Consider the following 15,345-nt stretch of genomic DNA (forward strand, 5'->3'; position numbering starts at 1 on the left):
ATCTTTTTTACGCAATTTTGCTCCAACTACAACAGAAATGGTTGATAAACTAATCTCAGTTGCACTCGACTTAATAAATCCTCAACATTTAAGAAACTGGTTTGCTAGTTGCTGCTACTGTACCTCATAACAGCCGTAGGTGCTGTATAGTGGAGTAATATCAATGTACCATTCTGCACGTTGGTGCAAGTGCAGGACAGGACTTACGCACAAAAATTATCCGTGGAGATTGGGTGTCAGGGTGAAAGGGTTTGGGGTGTAAGGATTTTAAATAAATACACACCAAACCCCTTGATTTTTCGTTTTGATGCGTAAATTATACAGGAGAAGAAATTGGGAATTTGAACTTAATCTTCCGTGACCAATTGACCCAACTTAATTACAGTTCTCTCTTCGGAATTTCCTCACGAAACTCAATCACCAATTGCATCGTTTCCACAGTTAAATCGCGCAAATCTCGATTCAGAAAAACCGCGCCTTGCGGCCCAAACCAACGGTCAAAAATAGCCACATATTTACTATCGCCGTTGACAAAACCTTGCATAAACTTCACCAGAGAATAATTTACAGCATCGAGAAACTTAGAATTATCCTCTGGAACCATGCAAGCGATACCTTCTCGTGAAAAAGGTCGATCGGGTGCGATCGCAAAATTATCAGGATTCTTTGCCTTTTGCAACCATCCTTCCAACAAAATACTATCAGACGCAAAAGCATCAATTTTGCCTTCTTCTAACGCTGTATAACCTTCCGCACGAGTTTTCAAATAAACCAACTTAGCTTGGGGTTGTACCTGTTTAATTGCTAATTCATTTGTAGTTTGTGCTAACACCCCAATTCTTTTCCCAATTAACGATTCTGGCGAACCAATATCACTACCTGATTTCACTAATAATTGCGTCCCCGTCACACCATAACTCACCGAGAAATCAACCTTTTTATCTCGTTCCCAAGTAAAACTACTAGCATCACAAACAATATCAACTTCCCGGTTAACTATTTTTGGAATTCTCTGTGCAGGAGTCAAACCGACTAATTTTAATTGAATTTTTTTGCCTAATTGTTTTTCTAATTGTTGTTTGATGACATTTAACATATCTACCGAATAACCAGTTAATTTACCTTGGTCATCGGTGTATGCAAAAGGCAGTGCATCTTTACTAGTACCAGCAGTCAGTACCCCTGTACGTGCAACTTTTTGCATCACAGTCTCAGCTAAAGCAGCATTAGGCATAATTACTGCTAAAGCCAGACTAATCACAGGAATAGTTACTCTAGTATATTTAGTGATTTTGAAGAATCCAGATAAGCAATTTAAATCAAAACTTCTATGCACAGCACCCTCACAAAAAATCAGTTGTGATGGATAAAATACAGTAATTATCCCTGTCAAATGCAAATTAGTTGAATCTGGTAATGATTCTTTACCAGGACTTACTCAAAACGCTCAATTCTCCTACTAAATATAATTAGCCTGCGTGGTGCGCCAATCGCAATAGGCAGGCTTTGTTTGTATAGCCCCAGACTTCCAGTCTGAGGGGTTTACATACAGGCTAAAGTTAAATCTTATTAGGTATTAGCACTTTCGCTTCTACTTTGACACTCTTCACACCTTTGACTTCCTTAACTAATTTTTCAGCTTTTTTTAACTCTGCATTCGATGTCGCCGTCCCTTTAATTACGATATTCCCCGCTTTAGCTTCTACCTCTAATTTATTATTTGGTAACTCGGCTTTCAGCTTTTTAACAACTTCACTTTTTAATGCACCCTCAGATTTTGTAGTTACAGGAGTATTTTTAGTTACTGCTGTTTTCTCAGTTGTATCTTTAGGTGTTTTATCTGTAGTTTGAGAAGCGGGTTTTGCTGATGCTTGGGAAGTTGGGTTATTAGTAGAACTTCTAGCAGCATCTTGATGATTTTCTTGACAACCAACAGCACCAACTAACAAAATGCTACTGATGATCAACGGCAATAATTTTTTCATATCTGTCTCCAAATTGAATACTTGCAACGGTCAATAGAGATAGATGCGATTCTGAAGAGAAAACTTAACAACAATCTAATAGGCTATAGCAAGTTGCCAGCTATTAAGCAATATAGATGCCTAAGATATTTTTTCGACTGGTATCCTAAGCAATTTGATAAGGGTTTTATGATGTTATCAAATTAATTAGATATTTGCCTATATTTTGTCAAAAATTTATATTTTTATAGAATAAATCACTAGTTATTTTTGATACATATATATAGAAAATAATATTTTTATTCCTACATAGAACCTACTTCTTTCTAGCCAAGCAAGATTTATCAGAAGTAGAATAAACCAGATGTGAGATGTTCGGTTACTTTGAATCTATATATTGCAAAAATCTGATAAATTCAAGATATCGCCGCAACAAAATAAATCATCCTATGAGTAATCTTTCTCCTCACCAGCCAGACAACTTTATGCCGGAAGATATTAAAAATAATCAGTTTTGGCAATATCTACAATCTCTCAATCGAGATACAGTTGTCCAACTATCTAAACCAGATTCCCCAGAAGTATTACACTTAATTCAACAGACAATTGTGGCAATCTTAGGCAATTTGCCCCATGACAGATTTAATACTATGATTACTACTAACCGCGAAGAATTAGGCAGATTACTAGGTTCAGCTATGGTAGATGGCTATTTTTTACGTAACGCCGAACAAAGACTGCAAATAGAAAAAACTTTTCATTTAGCAGATGAACAATCTACAAATCCTGAGTAATTGTTCTGCTGATTAATATAGTAATCCTAAACCCTTCGTGAACCAAAATATCCCCGACTTCTTCAAGAAGTCGGGGATCTGAGCCTCTTGACTTTCACAAATCAAATATGACTGCTGTATTCAAAATTTCATCAATTAAAACCTTCCAAATATCTGGAGGGTTATTTTTATCAATTTACCTACAACCCAAAGACTCTCGCGTATCTACACCTGTTTTAGAATTGACACCACTAGCTTTAACACAGAGTTTTTTCACCTGCGTCCCGTCTAACACGGCATTCGTAAAATCTGCACCTGTAATCTCAACATTATCAAAGGTCGATCGCAGCATCATCGCGTCGGTCAAAATTGCATCAGTCAAATCAGCATTTTTGAACCTAGTCAAGTAAGCTATACCATTACTAAAATCTACACCATGCAGATTTACACCTTCTAGGATAGTGCCGTTAAACACACCGCCGCGTAAGTCAGCATTGCTAAAGTTAGCATTCTCCAAATCAACGTTGGTAAACTCACTACCCACTAAACTTTGACCAGAATAATCCTTTGCTATCACTTCATCCCCAGCCGAACGGGTAATACTCGAAGAACTAGCAGCCTCCGCCGATAAGGGGAATAACAATAAAGCTATTGCTAAAACAACACTCGCTAGTATGCGCCAATTTTTCATAACTTATTCTTAACAAAACTCAATACTCCTACAAATAACATTACTAGGTTAAAGTCTGAAGGGTGAAGTATGAAGTCGGAAATTTTATACTTCAGACTTCAGGCTTCATCCTTGACTTAGGATATATAGCAGTTGAAGAGCATAACTACCTGTGGCTAATCAAGAAAACATCGCCGCATCCTTGGCGCGAACTCCTTTATATCAACTGGGTGTAGAACTCAAAGCCCGCTTCACCAGCTTTGGTGGTTGGGAAATGCCTGTACAATACAGCAGTATTACCAGCGAACACGAAGCTGTGAGAAATGCTGCGGGGATGTTTGATATCTCCCACATGGGCAAATTCACCTTGGAAGGTAAAAAAGTCATTGACCAACTCCAGGGTTTAGTCCCTTCTGACTTGAGTCGCTTACAAGCGGGTCAAGCGCAATATACAGTATTGTTAAATCCCCAAGGGGGAATCATTGACGATATTATTGTTTATTATCAAGGTGAAGAGAAAGTAGCGATCGTTGTTAATGCAGCAACCACAGCCAAAGATAAAACCTGGCTATTGCAAAACCTCAACTTAGATGACATTCAATTTCAAGACCTCTCACCCGAAAAAGTCTTAATTGCCTTGCAAGGGCCACAAGCTGAGAAATATCTCCAGCCATTTGTAGAACAAGACTTACAACCAATTAAAGCCTTTGGTCATTTACAAGCAAATATACTCGGTCAACCAGCCTTTATCGCCCGAACAGGCTACACCGGCGAAGATGGCTTTGAAATTATGGTAGACCCAGAAGTAGGCATAGAATTATGGCGTAGTCTCTACGCTGCTGGTGTTGTTCCCGCAGGACTAGGTGCTAGAGATACCCTACGCCTCGAAGCCGCAATGGCACTTTATGGACAAGACATCGACGATAACATCACACCTCTAGAAGCAGGTTTAGGCTGGTTAGTTCACCTCGATACCAAAGACGACTTTATTGGTCGGTCAGTCTTAGAACAGCAAAAAGCCAACGGGGTGCAACGCCGACTTGTAGGTTTACAAATGCAAGGGCGTAACATCGCCCGTCACGGCTACCAAGTTTTATCCGCAGGTCAAGTTGTAGGAGAAGTTACCAGTGGGACGATATCTCCAACACTGGGTTATCCTGTTGCTTTAGCATATATTCCCAGCAAACTAGCAAAGGTTGGTCAACAGTTAGAAGTGGAAATTCGCGGTAAAGCCTACCCCGCATTAGTAGTCAAACGCCCCTTTTATCGGTCAAAAACAAAAGGATAAAGTGACATCACATTTTTTACTTCATCCTTTGCTGCTTTTTAAGGAATAATGTGTTGTGAACTACTCAAGCTACAGTAAACCTGATTATTAAACATGACCAGCATTACTGTGAGAACAATAATTTTAGTGAGAATTGGAGGGTAAGTAATATGTCTCAATATCCTGATGATTTAAAATACCAGGATAGTCATGAATACGTACGGCTAGATGGTGACATTGCTACCATTGGCATTACCGAATTTGCCGCCAGAGAATTAGGGGAAATTGTATTTGTAGAACTGCCAGAGATTGGTCAACTTTTTGCTAAGGGTGATGAATTAGGCACAATCGAATCAGTCAAAGCTGTGGGAGAAGTTTTTTCACCCGTAACCGGTACAGTGGTAGAAATTAACCCTGTTGTGGCTGATGATCCCGAACTACTTAACGATGACCCTTATGGCGAAGGTTGGTTACTGAAAATACGTGTTGATGACCCCAGTGAACTAGATGATGCCTTAACTGCCAGTCAGTACAGCGCACTGGTAGAAGGACAAGAGTAAAAAGTGTGAAGTATGAAGTGTGAAGTATGCAGACACCCTTTGGGTGGCTTATCGCAGAGTAATTTCAGCCTTCATCCTTCATCTTTTTTATTTATCGCCGACTTGTTAAAAGTATTTTTTATTGCAAAATATTAAATAGTTGCGTCCGGAGTTCGATTTGTGGTATTCCATGCCCCTCAAACCCAGTCTACCCTTCCTGAAAATACAGCGTACTCTAATTTTTTAGAACGACATATAGGCCCCAACACCAAAGACATTCAGCAAATGTTGGAAGTTCTGGGTTTTGCCAGCCTAGACGAACTCATCGATCGCACAGTACCACAAGCCATCCGATCGCAGCAAACACTACAATTACCCGACGCACAAAGTGAATATGCCGCCTTAGCAAAGTTAAAAAACATTGCGGCTAAAAATCAAGTGTGTCGTTCCTACATCGGTATGGGATATTACGACTGCGTTACCCCGCCTGTAATTGGTCGTAATATCTTAGAAAATCCTGGTTGGTACACTGCATACACCCCCTATCAGCCCGAAATTGCCCAAGGCAGGTTAGAAGCACTGCTGAATTTCCAAACCATGATTATTGACTTAACAGGTTTGGAAATTGCCAACGCTTCCTTACTCGATGAAGCCACCGCCGCCGCCGAAGCCATGAGTCTGAGTTATGGTGTCAGCAAAACGAAAGCCCATAGCTACTTTGTTTCTCGTGAATGTCATCCCCAAACCATTGATGTCTTACAAACACGAGCAAAACCTCTGGGAATCAATATTATTATCGGCGACCATCAAGCCTTTGATTTTGCTGAACCGATTTTTGGTGCAGTCTTGCAATACCCCGCCACCGATGGCACTATCTACGACTATCGCGCCTTTATCGATAAAGCCCATACAGTCGGCGCGTTAGTTACAGTCGCCGCCGACCCCCTCAGCTTAACTTTACTCACTCCACCCGGTGAATTTGGTGCGGATATTGCTGTAGGTAGTACTCAACGCTTTGGTATTCCCTTGGGGTTTGGCGGCCCTCATGCTGCTTACTTTGCCACCAAAGAAGAGTATAAACGCCAAGTTCCAGGGCGCATTGTTGGGTTATCTAAAGATGTCAACGGTAAGCCTGCATTACGTCTAGCACTGCAAACCCGCGAACAACACATCCGCAGAGAAAAAGCCACCAGTAATATTTGTACTGCCCAGGTACTATTGGCGGTGATGGCGGGTATGTACGCCGTGTATCACGGGCCAGAGGGACTGAAGAATATTGCCGAAAATATTCACCAGTTAACTGTAATTTTGGCAGCAGGCTTAAAGCGTCTGGGTTACAAAATTAGTTCAGAAAATGTCTTTGATACGTTACGAGTAGAGTTAGGTACACAAAACCTCGAAACTATTCTTGCAGGTTGCCAAGGTAGGAATATCAACTTACGAATTTTTGATGAGACTGCTGTTGGTATATCTTTAGATGAGACAACTACAGCAGAAGATTTAATCGACCTGTGGCAGATTTTCGCTGGTCAAGATGAATTATCTTTCTCTGTAGAAGAATTAACAAATTCCACTACCGATATTTTGCCACGCCGTCAAAGCAGCTACCTCACCCATCCCGTATTTAACCGCTATCACTCCGAAACAGAGTTATTGCGTTATCTGCACAAACTAGAAACCAAGGATTTATCCCTAACAACATCGATGATTCCTTTGGGTTCTTGTACCATGAAACTAAACGCAACCGCCGAAATGATTCCGGTGAGTTGGGAGGAATTTGGCAAGATACACCCCTTTGCACCACCATCACAAACACGCGGTTATCAAATTCTGTTTCAGCAACTTGAAGCGTGGTTAGCGGAAATTACTGGGTTTGCGGGAATTTCTCTACAACCAAATGCAGGTTCCCAAGGAGAATACGCCGGACTGTTAGTCATTCATGAATATCATGCTAGTCGCGGCGAAGCACACCGCAACATCTGTTTAATTCCCACCTCCGCGCATGGAACCAACCCAGCAAGTGCGGTGATGTGTGGGATGAAAGTCGTAGCCGTTGCCTGTGATGCTGACGGTAATATTGATGTAGAAGACCTCAAAGCCAAAGCCGAAAAGCACAGTAGTGAACTGGCGGCGTTGATGGTGACATATCCTTCAACTCACGGTGTATTTGAGGAAGCCATTCAAGAAATTTGTCAAGTTATACACCGTCACGGTGGACAAGTATACATGGATGGGGCAAACATGAACGCCCAAGTCGGGTTGTGTCGTCCCGGCGATATTGGTGCAGATGTTTGTCACTTGAATTTGCACAAAACCTTCTGTATTCCTCACGGTGGCGGTGGCCCTGGTATGGGGCCAATTGGTGTCGCATCCCATCTCGTACCCTTCCTCCCCGGACACGCCGTAGTTCCCATAAATAAACCCACTCCCCACTCCCCACTCCCCACTCCCCACTCAACAGGCGCAGTCGCCGCCGCACCTTGGGGTAGTGCCAGCATCTTAGTCATTTCTTGGATGTATATTGCCATGATGGGGGCGGCTGGTTTAACCCAAGCAACGAAAGTGGCAATTTTGAATGCTAACTACATTGCCAAGCGACTAGAAAACTACTATCCAGTGTTGTACAAAGGTAAAAATAACTTAGTTGCCCATGAATGTATTTTAGATTTGCGATCGCTCAAAAAATCCGCCAATATCGACATCGATGATGTTGCTAAACGATTAATGGACTATGGTTTCCATGCGCCGACAGTCTCTTGGCCTGTGGCGGGAACTATCATGGTAGAACCTACAGAAAGCGAATCAAAAGCAGAATTAGACCGTTTTTGTGATGCCTTGATTGCTATTCGTCAAGAAATTGCCGAAATTGAATCAGGCAAAATGGATATTGAAGATAATCTTTTGAAAAACGCACCCCACACCGCCGAAAGTCTCATCGCTGGCGAATGGACTCATCCCTATTCCCGCGAACAAGCCGCCTACCCCGCACCTTGGACGCGCGATGCAAAATTCTGGCCTACTGTCGGTCGTATTGATGCTGCTTTTGGCGACAAAAACTTTGTCTGTGCTTGTTTACCAATGGAGGCCTACGCAGAATAAATAACGCCGTGTGCGACTTTCTCTCAAACCTAACCCCCAACCCCTTCCCTACCAGGGAAGGGGAGCAAGATTCAAAGCCTCTCTCCGAAACGGAGAGAGGTTTGGAGAGGGGTTTCAAGAATAAGTCGCACATCGCGTTAAATAATAATGTAAGAGGCTGTGCTGAATTTTAGATTTTGAATTTTAGATTTGAGATTCAATCCAAAATCCACAATTTCTTGACACCTCAACCAAGGTGCCACTCTATCATGATTGAAAGTTTGATTCATGCTTACACCCCGCTTTTCCTGTGGATTGGGATAGGATTATTAGGTTCTCGATTAACTTCAGATAATTTTCTCAAGTGGCTGGGGAACAGCTTGTATTGGGTGGGAGTGCCATTACAACTTTTTGTTTTAGCACGTCATACTGATTTATCTCACGGCTTCCTCATCCCTGGAGTTGCAGTTGCAGTATTACTGCTGAGTTTGGTTTTAGCATTGTTGATTTGGCAAGCTATACGGTGGTTCCGACATCATCAACAGCCAGCCTCAGAATCAGCCGTGGACATGCCATTGATGCAAGCCAGTTTAGGCAGTTTTATTCTCGCTACCATTTTAGGGAATACTGGTTTTGTTGGACTCACCCTCACCCAAGTCCTTACTAGTCCAGCCAACAACGACTGGGCAGTATTATTCAGCGTTACCAACAACGTCATCGGCACTTATGGTATAGCAGTCTTAATTGCCAGCTATTTTGGTAAAAGCACAATCAATCAGCACTGGTGGACTCAGCTACGCGATTTAATTACAGTTCCTAGCTTGTGGACATTTTTTCTGGGTTTGAGTACTCAATTTATCCAATTACCAGCAGTTGTTGAGTCAGGATTAGAACAAGCTGTTTGGGTAGTCATCGCCTTGGCTTTGTTACTCGTCGGTCTGCGTTTAGGTACAATTACAGGCTGGAAAAGTATTAAAATTGCTTCTATTGCCAGCGTCCTGAAAGTCTTTATTGTACCTGTATTAGTGGGATTGATCGCCACCTTTTTTGGTGTAACTGGTGAACAACGTTTAGTACTAGTGTTAATGTCCGGTACACCTACTGGTCTTTCTGTATTAATTTTGGCAGAAGTTTATGATTTAGATCGCAACTTATTAGCCAGCAGTATTGCCTTGACATTTATTGGCTTATTTATAGCACTGCCTTTGTGGCTTTTGTGGTTTAGTTGATTTTGATAACCACTTTAATAATTTTTGATACAACTTCTATTTGAGTAATCAATCTTAGGACACTATAATGTATCGGCAAAACAAGGGTTGGCAACAACAACGCTTAACCATGTTTTAGCTTATTGTTTGCTTGACTGCCTAGAGTATTTCATGGAAACAAATGATGATTATTGGCGATCGCATCCAAATCGGTATAGCTTATTCATTAGAATGTTTATTGACATAATATTATGGTGTTCAAAAATAATTACATTGCGGACAAAGCCCTAGCAATGATCATTTAGGCTAGATGTTCACAAAAGAAAGGAATTATATTATATTTCTATGATTATCGAGAATCATACTAAAAGTTCTCAGAGTCGGCTAGTAACTCGCCACACAAAAAATCTTTTCTACGGGATATTTATCTCTTTACCTCTGGGATTGGCATTACCAGCAGCAGCTTTACAAGTACAGTTATCTCCGAGTAATCCCCAGTTGGGAGACACCCTGTCGGTAATGATTGATGTTACCCAAGAAAATAATCAGCAACCAACGGTAGTGGTAGGGGAGAAAACTTACCCAGCCTTTGCTGTTGCGCCCAACAAATATCGTGCCTTCATTCCCACCACTCCCCTAGAACCAGCAGGAAATCGAACCTTAAAAATTGCGGGAGATGGTCAAGTTAAGAATTTAACAGTCAAATTGCGATCGCGCAAATTTCCCATACAACGCATCACCCTCCCACCAGGGAAATCCGCCGATGGAGCCACCGAACATGAACTCAAGCGTGTCGCTGCCTTCAAAGCTTTGCAAACCCCTGAAAAATATTGGGACGGCAAATTCCTCGCACCCAGCAAAGCCCGGATTAGTACAATCTATGGCGTACGTCGTTACTATAATGGTAAATTTGCAAAGGATTATTATCATCGGGGTGTAGACTACGCCGGAGCCACAGGTTCACCTGTAACCGCCCCAGCATCTGGAAGAGTTGCTTTAGTGGGTACAGTATCTCAAGGCTTCCGAGTTCATGGCAATGTAGTCGGGATTGATCACGGTCAAGGAGTAACCAGCATATTGTTACATTTAAGTCGCATTAACGTTAAGGAAGGCGACTTTGTGAAAGCTGGTCAATTAATTGGCGCAGTTGGTTCAACTGGCGCGTCTACAGGGCCGCACTTGCACTGGGGCTTGTATGTCAATGGCCAATCTGTTGACCCTGTACCCTGGCGAACACAGATTTTTCAATAAAAAATGTTAACTAATAACCTGTGTGCATAATTTGTAGATTATGCACCGATAATTGGGCAAGATAAATTGGATTTGTACCGTCCTTACCTTACTTGGGTGGCTTAAAAAAGATGAGCGTTATGAGTATTGAAAAAATTGTAGAACAAGCTCTTCAGGATGGTTATCTCACACCAGCAATGGAAGCAGAAGTTGGGCGAATTTGTGATAACGCATCGGAACTCTCAATAGAAGAGTATATGGCCCTGGATCGATTAATGGGAGCTTTATTAACAGGTGAAGTAGTGGCGGTACCTCGCAAACAATTTATCAACGTCATGGAAGAATTGGTGTTGACAGAAGCGATCGCCCGTGTTGCCGAAATTGAAGCCACCAGCGAAAGTTCTCTGGATGTGGGTGATATTGCTGCCTATGCCCTCAACCGCCTGCCACCTTTATATGCCACAACAGAAGAAGGTGCTAACTACCAACGACAACGTGCCAGGGCCGAATTACAAGAGTTGATTTCTCAGCAAGTCGGCGAAGCAATCGGTCGCAACCTCGACCAACCCAACATCGGAGATAACAGAACACCATTTTTGGTAAAAAGCAATGAAGTGCTGCGTCAAGTTAGTAGCTTACTCCAAGTCTACGCCCCTAGCTTCGAGCAGAAATAAATTTTGGTCAATAGTCAATAGTTGATGGTTAGGATGTTTTAACACAAACTCTTGACTATGGACTTTTGACTCTTGATTAATCACGCACTGTTACCAATGTGCCGACTTTAACTTGGTCATATAACAAACGGACATCAGAATTACGCATTCTCAAGCAACCGTGAGAAATGGCAGTTCCTAACAAATGGATATCTGGTGTGCCATGAAACCCAATTTCATTGCGTCCATCTGTCCAAAAGCCAATCCAACGCTCCCCCAAAGGGCTGTCACTACCAGCAGGAAACACTTTACCAGTAATGGGGTGTCGCCAAATCGGGTCATGCTGCATATTCATGACTTGAAAAGAACCCGTAGGTGTTTCCCAGCCTTTTTTCCCTATAGCAATTGGATAACTAGCGATAACCAAATCTCCTTGATAAACATAAGTGCGGCGATCGCTTAAATCAACCACCACTTGCATTTTCATCCCCCCCAGTTTACTAGCCGTTTTTTGTTGAGTGGAAAACTGGGTAAAAAATGATTTTGGTTGCGTATCAGTATTGCGACTTTCTTTTGATTCTGACTCAGCGCCAACAAATCTTCTGTTATTAGGTATAGCCGTATCCCTAGCTACATTTCGGATGACTATACCTGACTTACGATCAGAATCCTGTTTTGGAATAGATTCATCAGCAGTTGTAGACGCGCCAAAGGCTGTCTCTCCTATACTCCCAGGAAACTTCCGATTAGGGGCAGAATTATCCGACTGTTGTTGTGTTGTCGTCACTCGCCAATGGACAGCTAAAGACAAGATGGCTGCGCCAAAACAGAGAAACATTGCTACACGCGTTATAGATTCATTTCTTATCATTGCGATCGCCTATTATTTATCCCTGACAGATCCATCTCTTGGAATAATTGAATGCGCTCATCATCCAATTATCAATAATTCATAAATACTTATCTGTTTCCTTATATATTCGCCAATCTTTCTGGGCAAACTTAACTTAAGCAAATGTCCCAGCAAATAAAACTTCTGGAGAGAAACCTTGATTCCTGTAAAGACCGAACGCAGGTTTCCTCCGTTCAGGCTTGTTTCTAGAACTCTCCAAGTACGGTAATCAATTATTAATGGTGTGGGTGGGAGATAATTCATGTTTGAAAAACTATTGTTAGCAGTCACAATCACATTTTCCATTAATTTCTTTCTTCAAGTTCGGATCACAAATCCAGCGAACACTGATGCTATTTATCAAGAACATCCAGAAAAAACTACAATTCTGGTAACTAGACCCAATAAATAACATGAGTTTTCCAGGATGCCAGCAGAAATTCATAATGTCTGACTCATAATTAATAATTATGAATTTCTGCGAGCTTCATCATCTCCGGCAACAATCACCAAAAACAAGATTCTACTCTACCCTTAGTGAAGTTACCACAATCTTTAAAACAGTCTAACGACTTCTTCAAACTCAATTCAGTATTCAAAGTAGAAGCTCAGAAATTTAGCTATTCGTCTGTCAACAGATTTAGATTTTTGCCGTGAGGGTGAGGGGTGAGGAGGCAGGGGAGCAGGGGGCAGGGGAGCAGGGAGCAGGTGACAGGTTACAGGTGATAACAGATTTAATCTGATATACATAAAAAACAAAACTTGTCAAGGGTAAATAGTCAGTTGCTATCAGCCGCACAATTATAGGTAAAACACCTATAAGTATAAATGTGGCTTGATTCAACAGCAAACCCTATTTTTTGGTGGAAAACTAGAGTTCAGCACCATTGTTGTAACCAGGAATCTCACCAAAATTCGGGGCTTTTGTGTTCCAGTCATTAATCCGGCACTTAAATCAGGAACATACTGTCATTTCATAGGTCTAATAGTAAGGGATGATTTAAAGCGAATACGATCTATGAGTCAATCGATTGCTGTATCCTGGTCAACGGTTGATGCGAAATATTCAGAAGCATCGGTGCAAGTTGACAAGCTCTCAAACCACGATTTAATTTTGCGCTGTCAAGCGGGATTGCGTCCAGATCGTGCTGCGTTTGCAGAACTCCTGCGTCGCTATCAAACCCAAGTAGATAGGGTTTTATACCACTTAGCGCCCGATTGGGCGGATAGAGCCGACTTGGCTCAAGAAGTGTGGATTCGAGTCTATCGGAATATTAACCGATTACAAGAACCTGCTAAGTTTCGCGGCTGGTTAAGCCGGATTGCTACTAACTTGTTTTACGATGAATTGCGTAAACGCAAGCGGGTTGTGAGTCCATTGTCCCTAGATGCTCCCCGTGCGGTAGATGATGGCGAAATGGATTGGGAAATTGCTGGTGATACTCCAGGGCCAGAAGAGGAGTTGACCACCAGAGAATTTTATGAGCAACTGCGAGAAGCGATCGCTGACTTACCAGAAGTTTTTCGGACTACAATCGTCTTAAGAGAAATTGAAGGCATGGCTTATGAAGAAATCGCCGAAATCACAGGGGTTTCTTTGGGTACGGTAAAATCAAGAATAGCTAGAGCCAGATCCAGACTGCAAGCGCAATTGCAAAATTATCTAGATACCTAAATTACAATCTCTTTCCTTTGTTAAATGCGATAATTTAAACATTGATTAAGAATTGTGAGGAATCAAAACGTCTGCTGCTGCCGTCAGGAAAAATCAGGAATTGATCAATGAATTTCTGAGAATTACTAGCTTGCTTTACCCGTGTATGGATTAGTAATAATGTTAAGATGACTACTGATTCTCAGTTTAACGACCGTTCCCACTCACAACTTACTGGAGATTTGTCAGCAGGGATGGATCAACATACCAATGAATCAACGGGTACTACAGATATGGTGAAGCGCGATCGCTTCGAGTTATTAAGTGCATACCTCGATGGTGAGGTAACAGCTACAGAACGCAGGCAAGTAGAAGAATGGTTGGCTAATGATGCCTCTGTTCAATGCCTGTACGCTAGATTATTAAAACTGCGGCAAGGTTTACGGACTTTACCAGTTCCAGACACCGCACAATCACCAGAAGTCACAGCCCAAAAAGTCTTCTCTCGGTTGAGTCGTCGCTCACGCCTAGCCTGGACATTTGGTGGTGCGGCTGTTGCAGCTTGTTTTATTAGTGTAGTTTCGGGTTTGCTACCTGGAAGTGAATCTAGGACACCGCAACTGGCACAAAAACCCCCAGCAGAAATAGAATCTCCATCAGCCGCTAAAACATCTACTACCCCCACAGCACCCCTGATGGTGGCGATAAATAACCCAGTGATTGAAATTCCCAAAGCAGCAGTCACTACCCCAGAAAGCACTATTGACTTCAACCAACCGGAACTGAACAACGTTCAGCCAGACTTGAATTAACCCCAAGTAAAATATAGTGTTTCTTGGTTGAGTGCAGTACAAGTAGATGGGGAAAAGAGGCTAGGGGCTAGAGGCTAGAGAAATGACTTCACTGGAATAAAAACCTCTAGAATTTTGGATTTTAGATTTTTCCCTTCAATCCAAAATTTAAAATCTAAAATTCAGTGAGTGCTAAACCACAACCACTCCACCAGCCATCAGCCAAAAAAGTGCCGTTGAACTGGTGAACAAGTTCTAAACTCATTACATAAACCCAAGCCCAACTTAGAACTTCGCCTTGGGGTGTGTACACTTCAACTCTTTGGCGATTGTAAAGATTTTCTGAGGTGGGTCGATGGGGTTGGTAATCTTCCAAGTAATCTAGAGATTGTAAAACCTGTTGGTCAGCGAAAGAAAGCAAATAGCCGTGGACTTGATTTTGTCCTGATGTCATCCCTGGGTAGCCCATAGGCAAAGCAAACAGTTTGCCTAATACGACTGCCCTTTTGGTATTGATTACCTTTTCTGCACAATATTTTTGATAATTAGCTTCACCGGGTTTTAGTGTACCGTAAACAAAAACCCGCAGTTCTTCAGCAGATATTAATCTATTATCTATCACCTGT

Annotated in this window: 15 protein-coding genes; 10 read left to right on the forward strand and 5 right to left on the reverse strand. The window is 42.0% G+C overall.

Features of this window, described 5'->3' with window-relative positions:
• Positions 1-379: 379 nt before the first annotated feature.
• Together H6G79_RS16765 and H6G79_RS16770 are read right to left on the reverse strand one after the other, a co-directional pair.
• Positions 380-1,234 carry an amino acid ABC transporter substrate-binding protein gene (locus H6G79_RS16765; protein WP_190590419.1) on the reverse strand — a complete coding sequence of 285 codons (855 nt, stop codon included), beginning with the start codon at positions 1,232-1,234 and terminating at the stop codon, positions 380-382.
• 325 nt (positions 1,235-1,559) lie between these two features.
• Positions 1,560-1,985, reverse strand: coding sequence for a BON domain-containing protein (locus H6G79_RS16770; protein ID WP_190590405.1), 426 nt, complete (start codon positions 1,983-1,985; stop codon positions 1,560-1,562).
• Between the two features lie 428 nt (positions 1,986-2,413).
• Between H6G79_RS16770 and H6G79_RS16775 the strand changes: the two genes are divergently transcribed.
• Positions 2,414-2,758 (forward strand): DUF760 domain-containing protein, encoded by a 345-nt coding sequence (locus H6G79_RS16775; protein ID WP_190590404.1) that lies wholly within the window; start codon positions 2,414-2,416, stop codon positions 2,756-2,758.
• Positions 2,759-2,933: 175 nt separating this feature from the next.
• Here H6G79_RS16775 and H6G79_RS16780 read toward each other — a convergent pair whose 3' ends face one another.
• Positions 2,934-3,428 carry a pentapeptide repeat-containing protein gene (locus H6G79_RS16780; protein WP_190590403.1) on the reverse strand — a complete coding sequence of 165 codons (495 nt, stop codon included), beginning with the start codon at positions 3,426-3,428 and terminating at the stop codon, positions 2,934-2,936.
• A 151-nt stretch (positions 3,429-3,579) separates the two neighbouring features.
• On the opposite strand from H6G79_RS16780, the gene gcvT reads away from it, so the two are divergent.
• The 6 genes from gcvT to H6G79_RS16810 all read left to right on the forward strand — a co-directional run bounded on the left by gcvT (position 3,580) and on the right by H6G79_RS16810 (position 11,403).
• The gene (gene gcvT, locus H6G79_RS16785) at positions 3,580-4,695 is read left to right on the forward strand and encodes a glycine cleavage system aminomethyltransferase GcvT (RefSeq protein WP_190590402.1); all 1,116 of its coding nucleotides are present in this window, start codon (positions 3,580-3,582) and stop codon (positions 4,693-4,695) included.
• A 149-nt stretch (positions 4,696-4,844) separates the two neighbouring features.
• Positions 4,845-5,234 carry a glycine cleavage system protein GcvH gene (gene gcvH, locus H6G79_RS16790; RefSeq protein WP_190590401.1) on the forward strand — a complete coding sequence of 130 codons (390 nt, stop codon included), beginning with the start codon at positions 4,845-4,847 and terminating at the stop codon, positions 5,232-5,234.
• Between the two features lie 159 nt (positions 5,235-5,393).
• Positions 5,394-8,312, forward strand: a complete 2,919-nt coding sequence (gene gcvP / locus H6G79_RS16795) for an aminomethyl-transferring glycine dehydrogenase (protein ID WP_190590400.1) — start codon at positions 5,394-5,396, stop codon at positions 8,310-8,312.
• Between the two features lie 248 nt (positions 8,313-8,560).
• Positions 8,561-9,520, forward strand: a complete 960-nt coding sequence (locus tag H6G79_RS16800; protein ID WP_190590399.1) for an AEC family transporter — start codon at positions 8,561-8,563, stop codon at positions 9,518-9,520.
• Between the two features lie 324 nt (positions 9,521-9,844).
• Entirely contained in the window at positions 9,845-10,750 is a 906-nt protein-coding gene (locus H6G79_RS16805) for a M23 family metallopeptidase (protein WP_190590398.1), read from the forward strand.
• A gap of 110 nt (positions 10,751-10,860) precedes the next feature.
• A complete protein-coding gene (locus H6G79_RS16810) occupies positions 10,861-11,403 on the forward strand; it encodes a late competence development ComFB family protein (RefSeq protein WP_190590397.1) in 543 nt (180 codons plus the stop codon).
• Positions 11,404-11,479: 76 nt separating this feature from the next.
• Here the strand turns inward: H6G79_RS16810 and H6G79_RS16815 are convergent, their stop codons facing one another.
• Positions 11,480-12,253: a L,D-transpeptidase gene (locus tag H6G79_RS16815; protein ID WP_190590396.1), complete on the reverse strand. Its 774-nt coding sequence runs from the start codon at positions 12,251-12,253 to the stop codon at positions 11,480-11,482.
• A gap of 283 nt (positions 12,254-12,536) precedes the next feature.
• On the opposite strand from H6G79_RS16815, the gene H6G79_RS16820 reads away from it, so the two are divergent.
• From H6G79_RS16820 to H6G79_RS16830, 3 genes are all read left to right on the forward strand, one after another.
• Complete coding sequence (locus H6G79_RS16820; protein WP_190590395.1) at positions 12,537-12,686, forward strand: hypothetical protein; 150 nt, start codon at positions 12,537-12,539, stop codon at positions 12,684-12,686.
• Between the two features lie 606 nt (positions 12,687-13,292).
• Positions 13,293-13,949 (forward strand): sigma-70 family RNA polymerase sigma factor, encoded by a 657-nt coding sequence (locus H6G79_RS16825; RefSeq protein WP_190590394.1) that lies wholly within the window; start codon positions 13,293-13,295, stop codon positions 13,947-13,949.
• 167 nt (positions 13,950-14,116) lie between these two features.
• Entirely contained in the window at positions 14,117-14,740 is a 624-nt protein-coding gene (locus tag H6G79_RS16830; protein WP_190590393.1) for an anti-sigma factor, read from the forward strand.
• Positions 14,741-14,894: 154 nt separating this feature from the next.
• On the opposite strand, the gene H6G79_RS16835 is transcribed toward H6G79_RS16830, so the two are convergent.
• Positions 14,895-15,341 (reverse strand): gamma-glutamylcyclotransferase, encoded by a 447-nt coding sequence (locus H6G79_RS16835; protein ID WP_190590392.1) that lies wholly within the window; start codon positions 15,339-15,341, stop codon positions 14,895-14,897.
• Positions 15,342-15,345: the final 4 nt, after the last annotated feature.

Source organism: Anabaena sp. FACHB-83, assembly GCF_014697485.1.
In the GTDB taxonomy this organism is placed as follows: Bacteria; Cyanobacteriota; Cyanobacteriia; order Cyanobacteriales; family Nostocaceae; genus Nostoc_B.

Coding starts and splice junctions, on each gene's coding strand:
- H6G79_RS16765 (WP_190590419.1), bottom strand. CDS start 1,234: ATGCCTAATGCTGCTTTAGCTGAGACTGTGATGCAAAAAGTTGCACGT.
- H6G79_RS16770 (WP_190590405.1), bottom strand. CDS start 1,985: ATGAAAAAATTATTGCCGTTGATCATCAGTAGCATTTTGTTAGTTGGT.
- H6G79_RS16775 (WP_190590404.1), top strand. CDS start 2,414: ATGAGTAATCTTTCTCCTCACCAGCCAGACAACTTTATGCCGGAAGAT.
- H6G79_RS16780 (WP_190590403.1), bottom strand. CDS start 3,428: ATGAAAAATTGGCGCATACTAGCGAGTGTTGTTTTAGCAATAGCTTTA.
- gcvH (WP_190590401.1), top strand. CDS start 4,845: ATGTCTCAATATCCTGATGATTTAAAATACCAGGATAGTCATGAATAC.
- H6G79_RS16800 (WP_190590399.1), top strand. CDS start 8,561: ATGATTGAAAGTTTGATTCATGCTTACACCCCGCTTTTCCTGTGGATT.
- H6G79_RS16805 (WP_190590398.1), top strand. CDS start 9,845: ATGATTATCGAGAATCATACTAAAAGTTCTCAGAGTCGGCTAGTAACT.
- H6G79_RS16810 (WP_190590397.1), top strand. CDS start 10,861: ATGAGCGTTATGAGTATTGAAAAAATTGTAGAACAAGCTCTTCAGGAT.
- H6G79_RS16815 (WP_190590396.1), bottom strand. CDS start 12,253: ATGATAAGAAATGAATCTATAACGCGTGTAGCAATGTTTCTCTGTTTT.
- H6G79_RS16820 (WP_190590395.1), top strand. CDS start 12,537: ATGTTTGAAAAACTATTGTTAGCAGTCACAATCACATTTTCCATTAAT.
- H6G79_RS16825 (WP_190590394.1), top strand. CDS start 13,293: ATGAGTCAATCGATTGCTGTATCCTGGTCAACGGTTGATGCGAAATAT.
- H6G79_RS16830 (WP_190590393.1), top strand. CDS start 14,117: ATGACTACTGATTCTCAGTTTAACGACCGTTCCCACTCACAACTTACT.